This is a genomic window from Candidatus Sericytochromatia bacterium, from assembly GCA_035285325.1.
Lineage (GTDB): Bacteria > Cyanobacteriota > Sericytochromatia > S15B-MN24 > JAQBPE01 > JAYKJB01.
Map to the genome: position 1 here is coordinate 1 of JAYKJB010000085.1, position 16,612 is coordinate 16,612.

Annotated in this window: 17 protein-coding genes; 12 read left to right on the forward strand and 5 right to left on the reverse strand. The window is 66.3% G+C overall.

Annotated features, from left to right (window positions below; translation table 11 throughout):
* The first annotated feature begins 5 nt into the window (after positions 1-5).
* The 6 genes from VKP62_11130 (at position 6) to VKP62_11155 (ending at position 5,186) form a co-directional block, all read left to right on the forward strand.
* Positions 6-179, forward strand: a complete 174-nt coding sequence (locus tag VKP62_11130) for a glutaminase (protein MEB3197745.1) — start codon at positions 6-8, stop codon at positions 177-179.
* 112 nt (positions 180-291) lie between these two features.
* Complete coding sequence (gene dut / locus VKP62_11135) at positions 292-726, forward strand: dUTP diphosphatase (protein MEB3197746.1); 435 nt, start codon at positions 292-294, stop codon at positions 724-726.
* Positions 723-1,523: a 4-hydroxy-tetrahydrodipicolinate reductase gene (gene dapB / locus VKP62_11140; protein MEB3197747.1), complete on the forward strand. Its 801-nt coding sequence runs from the start codon at positions 723-725 to the stop codon at positions 1,521-1,523. The genes dut and dapB overlap by 4 nt, the downstream gene beginning before the upstream one ends.
* A gap of 11 nt (positions 1,524-1,534) precedes the next feature.
* Positions 1,535-2,566 (forward strand): aspartate-semialdehyde dehydrogenase, encoded by a 1,032-nt coding sequence (locus VKP62_11145; protein ID MEB3197748.1) that lies wholly within the window; start codon positions 1,535-1,537, stop codon positions 2,564-2,566.
* A 23-nt stretch (positions 2,567-2,589) separates the two neighbouring features.
* Entirely contained in the window at positions 2,590-3,492 is a 903-nt protein-coding gene (gene dapA / locus VKP62_11150; GenBank protein ID MEB3197749.1) for a 4-hydroxy-tetrahydrodipicolinate synthase, read from the forward strand.
* The gene (locus VKP62_11155) at positions 3,489-5,186 is read left to right on the forward strand and encodes a ribonuclease J (protein ID MEB3197750.1); all 1,698 of its coding nucleotides are present in this window, start codon (positions 3,489-3,491) and stop codon (positions 5,184-5,186) included. The genes dapA and VKP62_11155 overlap by 4 nt, the downstream gene beginning before the upstream one ends.
* 58 nt (positions 5,187-5,244) lie before the next feature.
* Here the strand turns inward: VKP62_11155 and VKP62_11160 are convergent, their stop codons facing one another.
* The 3 genes from VKP62_11160 to rsmG form a co-directional block, all read right to left on the reverse strand.
* Positions 5,245-6,177, reverse strand: coding sequence for a glycosyltransferase family 2 protein (locus tag VKP62_11160; protein ID MEB3197751.1), 933 nt, complete (start codon positions 6,175-6,177; stop codon positions 5,245-5,247).
* Between the two features lie 169 nt (positions 6,178-6,346).
* Positions 6,347-6,757 carry a hypothetical protein gene (locus VKP62_11165; protein ID MEB3197752.1) on the reverse strand — a complete coding sequence of 137 codons (411 nt, stop codon included), beginning with the start codon at positions 6,755-6,757 and terminating at the stop codon, positions 6,347-6,349.
* A gap of 184 nt (positions 6,758-6,941) precedes the next feature.
* Complete coding sequence (rsmG, locus tag VKP62_11170; protein MEB3197753.1) at positions 6,942-7,670, reverse strand: 16S rRNA (guanine(527)-N(7))-methyltransferase RsmG; 729 nt, start codon at positions 7,668-7,670, stop codon at positions 6,942-6,944.
* 67 nt (positions 7,671-7,737) lie between these two features.
* Between rsmG and VKP62_11175 the strand changes: the two genes are divergently transcribed.
* Positions 7,738-8,274: a hypothetical protein gene (locus VKP62_11175; GenBank protein ID MEB3197754.1), complete on the forward strand. Its 537-nt coding sequence runs from the start codon at positions 7,738-7,740 to the stop codon at positions 8,272-8,274.
* A gap of 138 nt (positions 8,275-8,412) precedes the next feature.
* Here the strand turns inward: VKP62_11175 and VKP62_11180 are convergent, their stop codons facing one another.
* Entirely contained in the window at positions 8,413-10,161 is a 1,749-nt protein-coding gene (locus tag VKP62_11180; protein ID MEB3197755.1) for a S8 family serine peptidase, read from the reverse strand.
* 140 nt (positions 10,162-10,301) lie between these two features.
* Here VKP62_11180 and msrA point away from each other — a divergent pair, with 140 nt between their 5' ends.
* The 4 genes from msrA (at position 10,302) to VKP62_11200 (ending at position 13,057) form a co-directional block, all read left to right on the forward strand.
* The gene (gene msrA, locus VKP62_11185) at positions 10,302-10,844 is read left to right on the forward strand and encodes a peptide-methionine (S)-S-oxide reductase MsrA (GenBank protein ID MEB3197756.1); all 543 of its coding nucleotides are present in this window, start codon (positions 10,302-10,304) and stop codon (positions 10,842-10,844) included.
* 135 nt (positions 10,845-10,979) lie between these two features.
* Positions 10,980-11,429, forward strand: coding sequence for a Fur family transcriptional regulator (locus tag VKP62_11190; protein MEB3197757.1), 450 nt, complete (start codon positions 10,980-10,982; stop codon positions 11,427-11,429).
* Positions 11,426-12,388, forward strand: a complete 963-nt coding sequence (gene trxB, locus VKP62_11195) for a thioredoxin-disulfide reductase (GenBank protein MEB3197758.1) — start codon at positions 11,426-11,428, stop codon at positions 12,386-12,388. Before VKP62_11190 ends, trxB begins: the two co-directional genes overlap by 4 nt.
* A gap of 69 nt (positions 12,389-12,457) precedes the next feature.
* Positions 12,458-13,057 carry a peroxiredoxin gene (locus VKP62_11200; protein ID MEB3197759.1) on the forward strand — a complete coding sequence of 200 codons (600 nt, stop codon included), beginning with the start codon at positions 12,458-12,460 and terminating at the stop codon, positions 13,055-13,057.
* Positions 13,058-13,146: 89 nt separating this feature from the next.
* Here the strand turns inward: VKP62_11200 and VKP62_11205 are convergent, their stop codons facing one another.
* Positions 13,147-13,518, reverse strand: coding sequence for a hypothetical protein (locus VKP62_11205; protein MEB3197760.1), 372 nt, complete (start codon positions 13,516-13,518; stop codon positions 13,147-13,149).
* Positions 13,519-13,727: 209 nt separating this feature from the next.
* On the opposite strand from VKP62_11205, the gene VKP62_11210 reads away from it, so the two are divergent.
* A complete protein-coding gene (locus tag VKP62_11210; GenBank protein MEB3197761.1) occupies positions 13,728-16,535 on the forward strand; it encodes a 2-oxoglutarate dehydrogenase E1 component in 2,808 nt (935 codons plus the stop codon).
* Positions 16,536-16,612 lie beyond the last annotated feature (77 nt).

Consider the following 16,612-nt stretch of genomic DNA (forward strand, 5'->3'; position numbering starts at 1 on the left):
ATCGCGTGGGTCTCCCCGCCAAGAGCGGCGTCGGCGGCGGCATCATCGCCGTGGTGCCGGGTCGCTGGGGGCTCGCCGTGTTCTCGCCGCGGCTGGACTCCCGCGGCAACTCGGTCCGTGGCATCGCAGTCTGCCGCGCGCTCTCGGAACGCTTCGGTCTGCACCTCTTCGACGCTTAGCGAAGGGCCGCGATCCGACGCACCTCCGGCCAGCCGGCATCAGGGAAGCGCCGCTCATTCGGCGGCTGGGTTATGTTATACTGATAGGCCGCCTCCTGGCGGGTTTCAGCCCATGGACACCCTTCACCTTCGCATCCAGCTCACGCACCCGCAGGCCGTCTTGCCCCGTGTTTCACAACCGGGCGATGTGGCGGCGGACGTTTCGGCGTGCGTGCCCTGCGTGATTCCGCCCGGTGGTCGCGCCCTGGTCGAAACGGGTCTGGTGCTGGAATTGCCGGAGGGCTTCCGGGCTCGTCTGCATTCTCGCTCAGGCCTCAGCCTCAAGTATGGCATCGAGGTGGGCGCGGGCCTGATTGACCAGGGGTTCCGGCACCCGCTCAAGGTGCTGCTCTACAACCTCGGAGCCGACCCCTTCGCCATCGCGCCGGGCGACCGCGTGGCCCAGCTCTGCATCGAACGCTACACCCACCCCACCTTCGAGGCTGTTTCGGCCGTCGCCGAGACGGGTCGCAGCGAGGGCTGGGGTTCCTCGGGGTTGCGGGCGTGAGCGCGCCCATACGTGTGGCGCTGGCGGGCGCCGCCGGCCAGATGGGACGGGAGGTCGTCCGGGCCGTGACGGCTGCGGCCGATATGCAGCTGGTGGCGGCGATCGCCCCGCGCCACGCGGGCCAGGACGCTGGTCTGGTGGCCGGACTCCCGCCGCTGGGGCTGGTCCTGCGGGACGACCTCGCTCAGGCGCTGGCCGAGACGCGGCCGGACGTGCTGGTCGACTTCACCCGCCCCGACACCACCTTTGCCGTGGCGGAAGCGGCGCTGGCGGCCGATGTGCGCCCCGTGATCGGCACGACCGGTTTGACCGAAGCCCAGCTGACCTGGCTGGGCACGGCCGCCCAGACGCGCGGACTCGGCGTGCTGGTGGCCCCGAACTTTGCCCTGGGCGCCCTGCTGATGATGCGCTTTGCCGCCGAAGCAGCGCGTCATTTCGCGCACGCCGAGATCGTCGAGTTGCACCACGACCGCAAGCGCGATGCCCCATCGGGCACCGCCCTCAAAACCGTCGAGGCCATGCGCGCGCAGCGGGAAGCCTTCGAGGCGCCCAGCGTGGCGGGTGAGGAGCTGCTCCCCGGCGCGCGTGGGGGTGAGGCAGGCGGGGTGCGCCTCCACAGCGTGCGCCTGCCAGGTCTGCTGGCCCATCAAGAGGTGCTCTTCGGCGGCGAGGGCCAGCTGCTGACCATCCGCCACGACGCCTTTTCACGCGCCTGCTACATGCCAGGCGTCTTGCTCGGGATCCGCCGCATCCTTGACCGCACGGGCCTCGTTCACGGGCTCGAGCACCTGTTGTGAGGTTTCCATTCATGTCCGGATTTCACGTTGGGATTCTCGGCGCCACCGGCGCGGTCGGCCAGGAAATGCTCAAAACCCTGATGGCCCGGCAGTTCCCACTCAGCAAGCTGACGTTGCTGGCCTCCGCCCGCTCGGCGGGGCAGGTGGTGACCCACGAAGGCCACAGCTGGACCGTCCAGGAAGCCACGCCCGAAGCCTTTCGTGGCATCGACATCCTGCTCAGTTCGGCCGGAGGAGATGTCTCGGAAGCGCTGGCGCCGGCGGCCGTGGCGGCCGGCTGCGTGGTGATCGACAACACCAGTGCCTTCCGCATGCGCGCTGACGTGCCGCTGGTGGTGCCTGAGGTCAACGCCCACGCCCTTGATGGTCACCGCGGCATCATCGCCAATCCGAACTGCTCGACCGCGCCGCTGGTGGTGGTGCTGAACGCGCTTCGGCAGCTCGCGCCGCTGGTGCGCGTGGTCGTGTCGACCTATCAGTCGGTCTCCGGAGCGGGCAAGGAAGCCATGGACGAGTTACGGGACCAGACCGCCACGCTGCTGGCGGGCGGTGAGGCCGTGCCGCAGCACATTCGCTACCCGATTGCCTTCAACCTGGTCCCCGCCATCGACGCCTTCACCGCCAACGGCTACACCAAGGAAGAACTGAAGGTCACGAACGAAAGCCGCAAGATCCTCGAAGACCCGGACCTGCGCGTCACGGCGACCGCCGTGCGCGTGCCGGTCATGATCTGCCACAGCGAGAGCGTCAACCTCGAATTCGCCTCGCCCGTCTCCCCCAGCGCCGCGCGGGAGCTGCTTGCGCGGACGGCCGGCATCACGGTGATGGACGACCCCGCCACGCACCAGTATCCGCGCCCGCGCGAACTGGCCGGCACCGACGACACCTACGTCGGCCGCATCCGGGAGGACGTCTCCCATCCGTGCGGGCTGAACCTCTGGCTGGTCTCGGACAACCTGCGCAAGGGAGCCGCCCTGAATGCGGTCCAGATTGCGGAAGCCCTGGTGGCCCGTGGCCTGCTGGCCAGCCCCACCCACGCCTGACCCTCGGAAGGAGAATCCCCACCATGAAGACGCACGCGCTCGGTCGGCTGCTCACGGCCATGGTGACGCCCTTCGACGAAGCGGGCCAGGTGGACCACCACCGCGCCGGCGAGCTGGCCTTGCGCCTGATTGCGGAGGGCTGCGACGGGGTGGTGGTGAGTGGCACCACCGGCGAAAGCCCGACGCTGTCCGACGACGAGAAGGTGGCCCTGTTCCATACCGTGGTGAAAGCCGTGGCGGGCCGTGGCACGGTCATCGCGGGCACCGGCACGAACGACACGAGGGTGGCCTGCGCGCTCTCGGTAGCCGCCGCGGCCGCGGGCTGTGATGGCCTGCTGGTGGTGAATCCCTATTACAACAAACCGGACCAGGCAGGGCTGCGCGCGCACTTCACGGCCGTCGCCGAGGCGACCGCGCTGCCGGTGATCTTGTACAACCACCCGGGCCGCACCGGCGTCTCGATCGAGCCTGCCACCATGGCGGCGCTGGCCCAGTTGCCCCATGTGGTGGGCGTCAAGGATTCCTCCGGCAACCTGGACCTCGTGACGGCCTACCGCCTGGCCACTGGCCCCGATTTCGTGATCTGGAGCGGCGACGACCCGCTGACCCTGCCCTATCTGGCGATCGGCGCACACGGGGTGATCAGCGTCTCGGCCCACGTGGTCGCGCGCGACCTGAAGGCCCTGCTGGACGCCTGGCAACGCGGCGACCTGGCCGAAGCCCGGCGCCTGCACGAACGGACCTATCCGATCGGCAAGACGCTCTTCTGCGCCCCCTCGCCGGCCCCGACCAAGTACGCGCTGGCGCAACTGGGTTTTCCGGTCGGCGGCGTGCGCCTGCCCTTGCTGGCCTGCGATGAGCGGGCGCAACAGGCGATCGATGAGACCCTGGCCGGCCTGCGCGCCCCCGAGGCGCTGGCGCGGTGAGCGACGCCCCGACCGGCCAAACCGTCGCACCAGCCCCCGGCACCCTGCATCTGGTACCACTCGGCGGTCTGGGAGAGATTGGCAAGAACATGTGGTGCCTGCGCGCAGGCGACGACATCGTGGTGCTCGACTGCGGCTTTGCCTTCCCCAGCGATGACATGCACGGCGTGGATTACGTGTTGCCGGACTATCGCTACCTGGAGGCGAATGCCGAGCGCGTGCGTGCGGTCTTCATCAGCCACGGGCATGAGGACCACATTGGCGGCCTGCCTTACTTGCTGGACCGGGTGCCGGTGCCGGTGTATGCCACGCCGCTGACCCGCAGCCTGATCGAAGGCAAACTGCAGGAACACGGCCTGCTCGGGCGCATTCCGCTGTTGCGCATGGACGTGCGTGACCCCGTCACGCTGGGCAGCCTGACGGTGGAATTTCTGCGGGTGCCCCATTCGATTCCAGATTCCGTGGCCATCAGCGTCAAGACGCCGGTCGGGACGGTTCTCTACAGCGGAGACTTCAAGTTCGACGCCACCCCGATCGACGGCCAGCGGGCGGATTACCACGGGTTGAGTCAGCTCGGCGAGGAAGGCTTGCTGCTGCTCTTGAGCGACTCCACCAACGTGTTGCGCCCCGGCTTCACGCCTTCCGAGGCAGCGGTCGGGCCCGCGCTCGACGCGGTCTTTGCCAAGGCCACCGGACGGCTGGTGGTCACCACCTTCGCGAGCAACATTCACCGCGTGCAGCAGGTCATGGACGCGGCCGCGCGTCAGGGCCGCAAGGTGGCGCTGGTCGGCCGCTCCATGGTGAATGTCTGCGAACGCGCGCGGGCGCTTGGTTACCTGCGCTGGGAGGCGGGTCTGGTGGTGGAGCCGGACGCGATGATGGCGCTGCCGCGCGAGCAGGCCTTGGTGCTCACGACCGGCTCGCAGGGAGAACCGCTGGCGGGACTGTCGCGCCTGGCGGCCGGCGAGCACCGCGGCGTGCGGCTGGAGGCGGGTGACACGGTGGTGATCTCAGCGATTCCGATCCCGGGTAACGAGCGCAGCGTGAGTCGCCTGGTGAACATGTTCTTCGAACGAGGCATCCAGGTGGTCTCCGAGAGCCAGCGCCTGGGCACCCACGTGTCCGGTCACGCCAGCGAGGAGGAACTCAAGCTGATGCTCGCGCTGACCCGACCGCGCTTCTTCGTGCCGATGCATGGCGAGCTGCGGCACCTGATTCGACACGCCGAACTGGCCCGCGCGCTGGGCGTGCCGGAGACTCGCGTGGCGATTCTGCGCAACGGCGACGTGCTGGAAGTGGGAACCGCGGAATGTCGGGTGGTGGACCGCGTGCCGGCCAGCCCTACCCTGGTGGACGGCCGGGCCGGTCTCGACGTGGGCCAGAGCCTGCTGCGCGAACGCCAGCGCCTGGCGCGGGATGGGATGGTCACGACGGTCCTGGCCCTCGACGACCAGGGCACCTTGTGTGCCGGTCCCGACATGGTGACCCGCGGCTTTCTGGAAGGAAACGAGGAGGCTCAGTGGCTGCTCGACGAGGGCAAGCGTCGCGTCGTGGAACTCGTGGACGAGTTAAAGGGTCGTGGAGAATGGAATCAGGAGCGCCTGGAGAAACAGATCAGTGACGCGCTGGCTCGCTTCTTCAGCGAGCGAACCGGTCGCAAGCCGGTCCAGCTGCTGGTGCTGCAACGCGTGTAGGCGGCGGAACACCGGCGTTGGAAGGTGTGGCCGGTCCAGCGCCCCATCGTGGGGGCCATCACGCTTCCGGGCTGGCCGCCACGCCCACGGGGTGACGGGGGGCCAGCCCCAGCCGCAAGACCTCGCGGGCCGCCTCCAGAACGAGCAAGCGAGCCGCCATGGCCTGGTTGGGCTCGCACCATCGCCGCCGCAGACGCAGGGCGGCCAGCCGCATCCTCACGTCGAATCGCAACAGCGCCCGCGTGACCAGGTATCCCATTCGACCGTGGTGCTTCCCGGCCAGCAACATGGCACCGCGATAAGCCTCCACGACCAGCCGATCACGGATCAGGGCGCTGCTGCCCCCCTCGTGATGGCGGATGCGAGCCGCGGGGGTGTACCAGAGTTCCCACCCCGCGCGCCGCAAACGCCAGCTCAGGTCCAGGTCTTCGTGATAGAAAAAAAAGTCCTCATCGAACCAGCCCACGGCATCCAAGGCCTCTCGTCGGAACAAGGTCGCGGTGCCGGGCACCCACGAGAGCGTCACCGGTCGGCGAGGGGGCGGTAACCAGCGCTGCCAGACGTGCGACACCGGGAAGCGTTCCCGACGATCGGGCGCCAGCAGGCGTCCCGTGACGGCAGCCAGACGCGGGCGGGTGTCCGCCATCTCGACCAGGGCTTGCAGGCTGCCGGCCTCCAGTTGCGCGTCGTTGTTCAGCACCAGCACATAGCGGGCCGGATGGAGGCGTCCCCCCTGGTTGCAGGCGACAGAAAACCCCTGATTGACCTCATTCTCGAGCAAGCTGACGGCGGGATAAGCGCGCGCCACCAGTTCCGCGCTGCCGTCCCACGAGGCGTTGTCCACCACCACCGTGCAGGCGACGAGGTCTGTGCGGCGCAGTTCCTCGGCCACAGAATCCAGACAGGCGGCCAATCGACTGCGCTGATTGAAGCTCGGTACCACGATGACCAGATCGAGCACCGGCTCACGCGACGGGGAGGGCGCATCCATGGTCGTAACCCGCTCAAAAAGGGCTCGCTGCCTTTATCGTACCCGGCCAGCGCCGCGCATACACAGGATTCGTCGCCCCCGAGCCATGTCAGATGGGCATCATGGCAGCAAAAAGGCCCACGCACGCGTGGGCCCGGAGGAACGGAGGTGTGTCGCCAAAGGGCCTCGTTCAGAGCCCTCGGCCCGGCGGCAGATGCCGCATCCAATCGCTGCCCAGCCGCGAGAAGAAGTCGTGGGCATCCAGCACGTCGTCGCTCGAGATGGGCGTCATCGAGGAGAATTTCTCTTCCTCGCGCCGGGAACTGAAGACCCCCCGAATCCGCTGTGCAAGCGACGCCCCAGCCCCAGCACCCACGGGTTCCCGCTCCACGCGTTCGGGGGCGGTCGCTTCCCCCGCCTCATACTCGACTCCGACGATGGCAACGCCCGCCGGTTGCTGGCAAGCGGTGCAATGCACCCGAACCACCCAGTAATCCTTCTCTTCCCGGAGAAGTTTCACCCCCTCGGGCGTGAACGAATGCTGGCAGTGGGCGCAACGCAGTTTCCGGAAATGTTCCTGTACAACGGTAAAATTCTTCATCAGACCCATCTCCCACCAAGGCGATGTCCGAGTGACACCGACTGATGCGTGTGCGAAGCTGACCCGCGAAACAGCGGACGCAAAGCCTCAGAACGCCGTCCCTGCTGGGTTACAAACCCTTTTCCACACCCACTTCATACCCGTCGGATCTGAATCCTAACCAGGGAGGCACAATTTTCTGGAATCAAACCAGAGGCTGCCGATGGGGAGTGCCGGCCTTTCTCGGGAATCCGGCAGGGGTGGCGCCATGTTTCTCGATCACATACAGGTGGCGCTGACCGGCCTCCGCAGGCAGGTCGAAGGTCTCTGCAGCCAGTACGCGTCCGCGCAAACGGCTCAAGGCCTTGCTGGCCCCAGCCAGTTCCTCCGGTCCCTTGCTGCCCTTGGACACCACCAGGCGACCGCCGGAGCGCAGGAACGGCAAGGTCAGTTCCAGCAATTCCGGCAAGCCGGCCACGGCACGCGCCAGGGCGAGATCATAGCTATCGCGATGCGGCGGCCCCGCCGCCAATGTCTCACTGCGACCGTGCAGCGCGACCGCATTGGAGAGTCCCAGTTCGGCGATCGCCGTGTTCATGAAGTCGACCTTCTTGCGCACGGCATCCACCAGCGTGATGTGCCAGTCCGGTCGAACGATCGCCAGCGGGATCCCGGGCAAGCCGGCGCCGGCGCCGATATCAACCACTCGCTGGGCACCCTCGCGCCCCTCGGGCGGCAGCCCCTTGAGAAACAGCAAGCTGTCGAGGTAATGCTTCACGGCAGCCTCATCGGCCTCCACGATGCGGGTCAGATTCACGCGTTCATTGGCCGCGATCAGCAACCGATGAAACAGCGAAAACTGGCTCAGTTCCGCCTCATTCAGGTTCAATTCGTACGCAGCAGCAAGACGCTGAAGGTGGGGCCAATGGCTCATGGACGCAAGCTTTTATTAAACATGCCTATAACCAATCTTAACACGCAGTCCTGAAGGAGTTTCATCGATGCCTATTCACTCCACCCTCCCGTCGCGTCGTCCCCTCACGCTCCCCGCGAGCCCCCTGCCGCAGGGCCAGACCACCGCTTCCACACCGGCCGTTGCGCGGCCCGCCGAAGCGTCGTCCGGCCTGGTGAGCCCCAGCAAGAGCATCAAAAAGCGAAATGCAGACGCCGCCTTCGGCAGCGACATCTTCCAGAGTATCACTTACGGCCTGACCAACGTGGGCCAGATCGTGCCGCTCCCCGCGTTCCTGGCGGGCCTGATTCGCGCCCTGCCGCTTCAAGGCGTCGGCGTCTTTGACATCGGGATGGGCGCCTTCAACGGCTACAAGGACATCAAGAGCCTCAAGCATGAGAAGAACACCCGCAACTGGGACAACTACGTTCGAATCGGCTCGGATGCCGCGATGGTGGCGGGCGGCGCCTTGCTATTGGGTGGCGCTGCGCTGTCGCCCGTGTTGCCGCTGGTCGGCGCGGGCTTGGCCGCAGCCGGCTTTTTCGCCCGCACCGTCGGCATCTGGAACGACGAGTCGCGCATCTGAATCGCTCCGCCGGGGGCGCTCATTCGCGCCAGGGACACGCAGCGGACAGGGTAGCGGTGCCACCCCCGCGTTCACGAACGCTCAGACGCAGGCAGCCTCGGTCTGAGCGTTCCGCCACGCGGGCCCCGGAGCGGCCGCCTACCTGATCGAGACCTTGGCCACGGGCGAGACGGCGGTCTCGCCGGACGGCAGGCGGTTGGTCACCCGGATATAAACGGTCGACTGGGGTTGCAGGTCCACGATGGCCCGCTGGTGAACGAAGCGAGCCCGCGGGTCCTCGAGCCGAATGGTGAACCGGTCGGGTGCCGGCCCCGCCTCCAGCACCCCCACGCTGGCCTGACTGGAGGTCCACAGGACCGTCATCGTGCCATTGTTGGTCAGGACTGCGCGCAACTGGACGGACAGCGGCTCAACCGGTTTTGCGGACGGACGCGGCGTCGGAGTGGGCACAGGCCTGGGGGTCGGGGTCGGCGCCGCTGACGGTGCCGTGCTGGGCTTCGGCGTAGGGGGCGCGGACGGAGCCAGACTGGGCTTGGGCGTCGAGGTCGGAGTGACCGAGGGGGCCGTGCTCCGTCGGGGCGTGGGTGTCGGCCCAGTTGATGGTGCCGCGCTCGGCGCGGGCGTCGGCGTAGGGGCCACCGAAGGCGACGCGGTAGGCTTGGCCGTCGGCGAAGCCGTGGGGGCCGCCGGGGGCACGAATGCCAGGGCTTTGGCCGCGTTGATGCGCCGCAGCGAGGGGGTGAAGCCGGAGGTGGGATCGCCCGTGGTTTCGATGGCCTGCTTGACCGTCTGAACCGACCAGGCGGGCTTCGCGGCCATCAACAGGGCGGCCAGGCCCGCCACGTGCGGCGCCGCCATGCTGGTGCCGCTCAGGAAGGCGTAGCCTGCCTTGTAGGTCGACTGAATCGAGCTACCGGGGGCGGCCACCGTGACCCAAGAGCCGAAGTTGGAGAAGGATGATCGCGTATCAGCCGAAGTGGTGGAGCCGACGGAGACCACCCCGGCGAAGCCTGCCGGATAAGACGTCGTGCTGACGCCATCGTTCCCAGCAGCGGCCACCACCAGACATCCGGCCGCCTGCGCGGCCTTGACGGCGGATTCCATGGCCAACGATTTGAAACCCGACCCGAGGCTCAGGTTGATGACCTTGGCGCCCTGGGCAACGGCGTAGTTGATGCCTTCGATCACGCCCGCATTGGAACCCGCCCCCGAGGCCGAGAGCACCTTCACCGACAACAAGCGGGCCTTGGGAGCCACCCCGCTGATGCCGACGCCGTTGTTCCCAATCGCGGCCACGATGCCTGCCACGTGGGTGCCGTGACCATTGTCATCGGTCGGATCGTCATCCTTGTTGACGAAGTCCTTTCCCCCGGCGATTTGGCCCGCCAGATCCGGATGAGTGGCTAGAATGCCGGTGTCGATCACGGCCACGAGAGGCCCGCCTTGTCCCAAGGTCACGTCCCAGGCGGCCGGCGCGGCCATCTTGATGACGCCCCACTGCTGGGTGTATCGGGGGTCGTTCGGGATGAAGAGCGCGCGCACGGGGGCGTCCGGCTCCACCATCTCCACGTTGGGATCGTCCAGCAGGTCCACAATGGCTTGGCGCCGGTCGCTGGAACGGATGGCCACCATATGCTGGTCGGCCAGGGACCGTGCCCCCGCCACGGCTGGGGTCTTTTTGTAGCGCACGATCAGGTTGCCTGGGCCCTCCGTGGCCAACAAGTTGAAATGCAGGCGCCCCCCGAGCGTCTCCGCCCCGGGAGCATCCGGGCGCAGCGCCGCGGCGTCGTCCTGAAGCGCAAACGTGGCGGACGGCCCCGTGGGCAGCTGGGTCGTACAGGCAGCCGCGACCGATAACACGGCGAGGCTCAAGACCACTTGCTTCATTGAACACAACCCCTTCACACCACGATGGTTCTCACCTGGACCATACCCTGCCTGTGTGATCATAAACACAGTTTGCCGTCTTTTGACAGACGCGGGCCACCTGCCCCTACAATGCCGACGGGGATCCGGGGAGGTTGACCATGAATCCGGGACAAGCGCTGGCCACTTTCGGAGGTGGTTGCTTCTGGTGTACCGAGGCTATCTTTCTCCAGTTGACGGGGGTCGAGTCGGTGCAGTCCGGCTACGCCGGCGGGACTGAGCCCGAACCAAGTTATGAGGCCGTCTGCCAGGGCCGGACCGGCCACGCCGAGGTGGTGCAGGTGCGATACGATCCGGCCATCATCAGCTACGACACCCTGCTCCAGGTGTTTTTCGCCACCCACGACCCCACCACGCCGGACCGTCAGGGGGCCGACGTCGGCAGCCAGTACCGCTCGGTGGTGCTGGTCCACGACGACGCGCAGCGGGCGGTCGCTGAACAGGTCGTGCGCCGGTTGGAGGCCGACCAGATCTTCGACGCGCCGATCGTCACGCAAATCCAGGCTCTCACGCGCTTCTGGCCGGCGGAAGCCTACCATCAGAACTACCTGGCGAGAAACCCGGCACAGCCCTACTGCCAGGCGGTGGTAAGCCCGAAAGTGGCCAAATTCCGACATCGTTTTCAGGCCTTGCTCCGCCCCTGAGGCAAGCGCTCCCGCGAGTGCCTGCCTCGCCCCGAAAACGGAAGCGGCAACGCCCCGATGGGGTCAGCCGCTCCCGCGAGCGAAGGGGCCGCCCGTTTGATTGACACGATCAAACCCTAGAACTATTCTAAAAACATGCCTGAAAAAGCGTCCTGCCTGTCTCCTCAGCAAATCGAGGCGGTGCTGCGCGAACGCGGGGTACAGCCCACGGCGCAACGCATCGTGATCGGCCGGTATGTGCTGTGCGAGGCCAATCATCCCACCGCCGAGGAAGTCAAAGCCTGGGTGGACCAAAACTTCCCCAAGATCAGCCTGGCGACGGTCTACAACACACTCAATGCATTCGTCGAGGCGGGCCTTTTAAAGGAACTGCGCATCCCCGAACGCGGCGCGGTGGTGTTCGACAGCAACACGGCCCACCACCACCATTTTCTGGACGAATCGAGCGGCGAAGTGCACGATTTGGACCCGGGGCTCGTTCACGTGGCCGTCGACCTGGGCCCCGAGTTCCAGATTCATAATGCCACCGTCTTCGTGCGCGGCACGCGTGCCGCCGACATTCCCCCATCGGAGAAACCCGCATGATTCACCATGTCATCATCGTCGGAGCCGGTCCCGCCGGTTACACGGCCGCCATTTATGCCGCGCGCGCGAACTTGCAACCCTTGATGTTCGAGGGGCCTCAACCGGGCGGCCAGCTGATGATCACGACCGATGTGGAAAACTATCCAGGTTTTCCAGACGCCATGACGGGCCCTGAACTGATGCAGCGGTTTCGTGATCAGGCCGCGCGCTTCGGCACCCAACTGGTGCCGGACCTGGTCTCTCGTGTCGACTTCACAAGCCGCCCGTTCCAGGTCTGGGACAGCAAGGGGGAGCGCTACCAAGCGCACACCGTGATCGTGGCGACCGGGGCCAGTGCACAATGGCTCGGGTTGGAGTCGGAAACGCGCCTGCAAAGCCGTGGCGTGTCGGCCTGCGCCACCTGCGACGGCTTTTTCTTCCGCGGCAAGGAAGTCGCCGTGGTGGGGGGTGGCGACACCGCCATGGAAGAAGCCACCTACCTGGCCCAGATGTGTGCCAAGGTGACGGTGATCCATCGTCGCGACACCCTCAGGGCCAGCAAGATCATGCAACAGCGAGCGCTCAACCACCCCAAGATCTCGTTCTTGTGGAACAGCACCGTGGAAGAAGTGCTGGGCGAGGATCTGGTGACCGGGGTGCGGGTGAAAGACGTCCACTCCGGCCTCACCCGCGAAGTGCCGGTCCAGGGACTGTTCGTGGCGATCGGCCACAAGCCGGCTACAACCCTGTTCGAAGGGCAACTGGACCTGGACGCCAGCGGGTACGTGCGGGTCCTCCCCGGGACGACCCGCACCAGTGTGGAAGGCGTCTTCGCCGCAGGGGATGTGGCGGATTCCATCTACCGTCAGGCCGTCACGGCAGCTGGAACCGGCTGCATGGCGGCCATCGATGCCGAACGGTGGCTGGCGGTGAACGTGCATGTCACCCCGGACCAACCCCTTTCCGCGCCGTCGTTGTAAGGCGCTCAGGCCGTGGGCCCAAACCGCGGCCAAACCGGTGCTCACCCCCACTTACGATCAGGAGGAACCATGCTGCAACCGACGCACCTTGCCCCGGAATTTACCGCCACAGCCGTGGTCGATGGTCAGTTCAAACAGGTCTCGCTCGCGGACTATCGGGGCAAGAACGTGATCCTGCTCTTCTATCCGCTCGACTTCACCTTCGTTTGCCCCACTGAGATTCTGGCCTTCTCGGACCGCATCGGCGACTTCAAAGCGCGGAACACGGAAGTACTGGGTATCTCGACCGACTCCCATTTTTCTCACCTGGCCTGGACCAACACCAAGCGCCAGGAAGGTGGCATCGAAGGCTTGGCCTATCCGCTGGTGGCGGATTTCACCAAGTCGATCTCCCGTGATTACGGGGTGCTCGAGGAGAAGGGCGGTGTGGCGTTCCGTGGCTTGTTCCTGATCGACAAGGACGGCGTGATCCAGCACATCACCATCAACAACCTGCCGCTTGGCCGCTCGGTCGACGAGGCCCTGCGAATGGTGGAAGCGCTGACCCACTTCGAGACGCACGGCGAGGTCTGCCCGGCGAACTGGCGTCCCGGCGAAAAGGCCATGATTGCCGACACGGAGAAGTCCAAGGCCTATTTCCGGGAATCGGCTGCCGTCGGCGCACGCTGACCTGACAAGCTGAGTTCACCTCGCCCCCGCCCGGATGCAGCGGAGAATTCACCCTCGTGCGGGCGTGGGCGACGAACGCTCAGGCAAGTCTAAACCTTGGCCATCACGTGGTGAAGGGCTTCGAGAAAGGCCAAGGCCACCTCGCGTTCGGCCCCGTCATTCAGTTCGAAGTAAGTCATCTCCGGGTCACCCAGATCGACCTCCCTGAACCAATGCGCAAGGAACGGGACTGCACCGGGTGAAGGGCCCTCGCGCAGAACCCAGATGTTCCCCTGGGCGTCGCAATAATCGAAGAACGGCGCATAGGTCAGGCCATCCTGTTTGGGGAACAACAAGCCCTGTCCCTCCCCGGCCTGGCTCAAGCGAGCGAGCACCCGCTGGATAAAGGCGAACACGGGCTGGTCCGTGCCAGGCAAGTGAGTCCGCCCCACCTGGTGGGCGGCATCGAGAAAGGCCTGCACGCGCCGCTCTCCCAACCGGGTCGAGAGATGCGCTGGGATGCCCGAAGGCGATGGGTCCTGGGGAGGCATGGCGCGCCATTCTACCCCGTCCGCCTGCCCCTTGGACAATCCCGCTCACGCAGCGTAAGCTATAAAGGCCGAAATGGTCCCGACCGGGGCCTGTCGCTCCGCCCACCCCAACTTTCACCTCGTTCGAGTCCCACACCGCCATGTCCGACCTGCTCACCATTCTCGACGGTTCCAATGCGGCCTATGTCGAGGCGCTGTACGAAGATTACCTGACCGACCCGAACGCGGTGCCTGACGCCTGGCGGCAATTTTTCGATGGCCAGCGAAACGGAGCGGCCGACGTTCCCCACCGCGACGTCGTGGCCGCCTTCGCCGAATTGGCTGCGATGGGGCCCTCGCCGGTGATCGCGGTTGCTCCTGCGACGGACCGCCAGGGCGCCCGCGGGGACGCGCTGGTCGAGGCCATCCGGACCCAGGGGCACTTGCAGGCGGCCATCAACCCGCTCTTCCCAGCGGCAGCCGTGGAGACCCTGTCGCCGGCCCACCACGGTCTGGGGCAGGAAGATCTGGCGGCCCCCTATTCGGCCGGTCCTTTCCGAGGGACGCTGCAGTCGGTCCTGGACCAGCTGCTGGCGACCTACTGCGGTCCGATTGGTTTCGAATTGAGTCACTTGCCGGAGACCGAGCGCGCGTGGTTCCAGCAGCGAATTGAAGCCTGGGGCGGCACGCAATTGCCGGATGTCACCACGCGCCAGCGGGCGCTGATGCGACTCACCGCCGCAGAAGGCCTCGAGCGCTACCTGCACAAGCGGTATGTCGGCCAGAAGCGCTTCTCCTTGGAAGGCGGCGAGGCGCTCATTCCCATGCTCGACCAGCTGATTCAGCGGGGCGGCGCCACGGGAGTGCGGGAATGTGTCATCGGGATGGCCCATCGGGGGCGCTTGAACGTGCTCATCAACGTGCTGGGCAAAAAGCCGAGTGACCTGTTCGCCGAATTCGAGGGTAAAAAGGCGCTCCCGGCGCATCTGGCCGGCGACGTAAAATATCACATGGGTTTCTCGTCGGACGTCGAAACTCCTGGCGGCAAGATGCACCTGACCCTCGCCTTCAACCCGTCGCACCTGGAACTGGTCAACGCCGTGGTCGAGGGCAGCGTGCGGGCCCGTCAGGACCGTCGTCGGGATGCGAGCGGAGCCTCCGTGTTGCCGGTCCTGATTCACGGCGATGCCGCCGTGATCGGCCAGGGCATCGTGGCGGAGTGTCTGAACCTGTCCCAGTTGCGGGGCTTCAAGACCGGTGGCACGCTTCACCTGGTGGTCAACAACCAGGTGGGTTTCAGCGTGAGCGACCCGCGGGATACGCGCACGAGCCGTTACTGCACCGACATTGGCAAGATGGTCGATGCGCCGGCGTTCCACGTCAACGGGGACGACCCGGACGCCTGCCTCTTTGCGGTCAACCTGGCGCTCGAGTACCGTCAGGCTTTCGGCAAGGACGTCTTCGTCGACCTGCTGTGCTTCCGTCGCCACGGCCACAACGAGTCGGACGAACCGCGCGCCACGCAGCCTCAGATGTACCACACCATCGACGCCCATCCGGGAACGCGCCAGCTATATGCTGACAAGTTGGTGGCCGGCGGGGTGGTGTCGGCAGACTTTGCTCAGAAGGCCATCGAAGAAACACGCGACCTGCTCGACCTGGGGGCGCGCACCATCGAGGCCGTCGAGACGGACTTGCATTCCGAGGCCGCCAAGGCGTGGGCTCCCTTCGTCACCGCCCCGGCTGACGTACACTCCTCGCCCGATACCGGGGTGGCTTTGGACCGCCTGCTGTCGCTGGGCACCCAACTGACGTCCCCCCCGGAGGGGTTCCAACTGCACAAGCGCATTCAGGCCATCCTGGAAGACCGGAAGCGCATGCTGGCCTCTGAACTCGCCATCGATTGGGGCTTTGCCGAAAATCTGGCCTATGCCTCGCTGCTCACGGAAGGTCACCCCGTGCGTATCAGCGGTCAGGACAGCGGGCGCGGCACCTTCTTCCACCGGCACGCCATCTGGCACGATCAGCGGGCCGGGCTGGACTACACCGAGAAAGCGCACCTGCCTTTGGCACACCTGGCTGAAGGGCAGGCGCGGGTCGACGTGATCGATTCGACCCTGTCCGAGGAAGCCGTGCTGGCCTTCGAATACGGCTATGCCGCCACCGAACCGTCCGCCCTGGTCATCTGGGAAGCGCAGTATGGCGACTTCGCCAACGGGGCTCAGGCGGTCATCGACCAGTACATCGCGGCCGGGGAGGTCAAGTGGCAGCGGCTGAGCGGGGTGGTGATGATGTTGCCCCACGGATACGAAGGGCAAGGCCCGGAGCATTCCTCCGCTCGCCTGGAACGCTATATGAGCCTCTGTGCCGACGACAACCTGCAAGTGGCAGTGCCCAGCACGGCCGCTCAGATGTTTCACTTGTTGCGCCGTCAGGTGAAGCGGGGGCTGCGCAAGCCCTTGGTGATCATGAGCCCCAAGAGCATGCTGCGCATGAAGTCGGCCGCCTCGTCCCTGCAAGACTTGGCGCAAGGCCGCTTCCAGGAAGTCATCGGCGACGACTTGCCCCCCTCCAGCATCAGCCGTGTCGTGCTGTGCAGCGGAAAGCTCTACCACGAGCTGGCAGAGGCGCGCACCAAGCATCAACTCTCCGACGTGGCCCTGGTGCGCATCGAGCAGCTCTATCCGTTCCCGTCCCGCCGGATTGTCACCGAACTGGCCACCTATGCTGGGGCCAAGACGATCGTCTGGGCGCAGGAAGAGCCGCAAAACAACGGCGCCTGGGGGACCATTCGGGATGAACTGGAGGCCGCCCTGGCCCCGGGGCAAACCCTGCGGTACGCCGGACGCCCGCGTGCCGCCTCCCCGGCGGTGGGCAGCACGGCGCGGCACAACGAACAGCAAGCGGCCCTGATCGAGCAAGCCCTGTTCGGTGCCCGTGTCCCGACGCCGGAAACCGCCAACGCCTGAAACCCTGCCCGGTGGGGCGAAATCCGACTGAGACCCAGCCCCGCCATCGACACACCTGAACGCACCAAGGAGCCCCC

Excerpts from the sequence above, each read along its gene's own strand:
- dut (MEB3197746.1), top strand. The coding sequence starts at position 292 with ATGGACACCCTTCACCTTCGCATCCAGCTCACGCACCCGCAGGCCGTC.
- VKP62_11145 (MEB3197748.1), top strand. The coding sequence starts at position 1,535 with ATGTCCGGATTTCACGTTGGGATTCTCGGCGCCACCGGCGCGGTCGGC.
- dapA (MEB3197749.1), top strand. The coding sequence starts at position 2,590 with ATGAAGACGCACGCGCTCGGTCGGCTGCTCACGGCCATGGTGACGCCC.
- VKP62_11160 (MEB3197751.1), bottom strand. The coding sequence starts at position 6,177 with ATGGATGCGCCCTCCCCGTCGCGTGAGCCGGTGCTCGATCTGGTCATC.
- VKP62_11165 (MEB3197752.1), bottom strand. The coding sequence starts at position 6,757 with ATGAAGAATTTTACCGTTGTACAGGAACATTTCCGGAAACTGCGTTGC.
- rsmG (MEB3197753.1), bottom strand. The coding sequence starts at position 7,670 with ATGAGCCATTGGCCCCACCTTCAGCGTCTTGCTGCTGCGTACGAATTG.
- VKP62_11175 (MEB3197754.1), top strand. The coding sequence starts at position 7,738 with ATGCCTATTCACTCCACCCTCCCGTCGCGTCGTCCCCTCACGCTCCCC.
- VKP62_11180 (MEB3197755.1), bottom strand. The coding sequence starts at position 10,161 with ATGAAGCAAGTGGTCTTGAGCCTCGCCGTGTTATCGGTCGCGGCTGCC.
- msrA (MEB3197756.1), top strand. The coding sequence starts at position 10,302 with ATGAATCCGGGACAAGCGCTGGCCACTTTCGGAGGTGGTTGCTTCTGG.
- VKP62_11190 (MEB3197757.1), top strand. The coding sequence starts at position 10,980 with ATGCCTGAAAAAGCGTCCTGCCTGTCTCCTCAGCAAATCGAGGCGGTG.
- trxB (MEB3197758.1), top strand. The coding sequence starts at position 11,426 with ATGATTCACCATGTCATCATCGTCGGAGCCGGTCCCGCCGGTTACACG.
- VKP62_11200 (MEB3197759.1), top strand. The coding sequence starts at position 12,458 with ATGCTGCAACCGACGCACCTTGCCCCGGAATTTACCGCCACAGCCGTG.
- VKP62_11210 (MEB3197761.1), top strand. The coding sequence starts at position 13,728 with ATGTCCGACCTGCTCACCATTCTCGACGGTTCCAATGCGGCCTATGTC.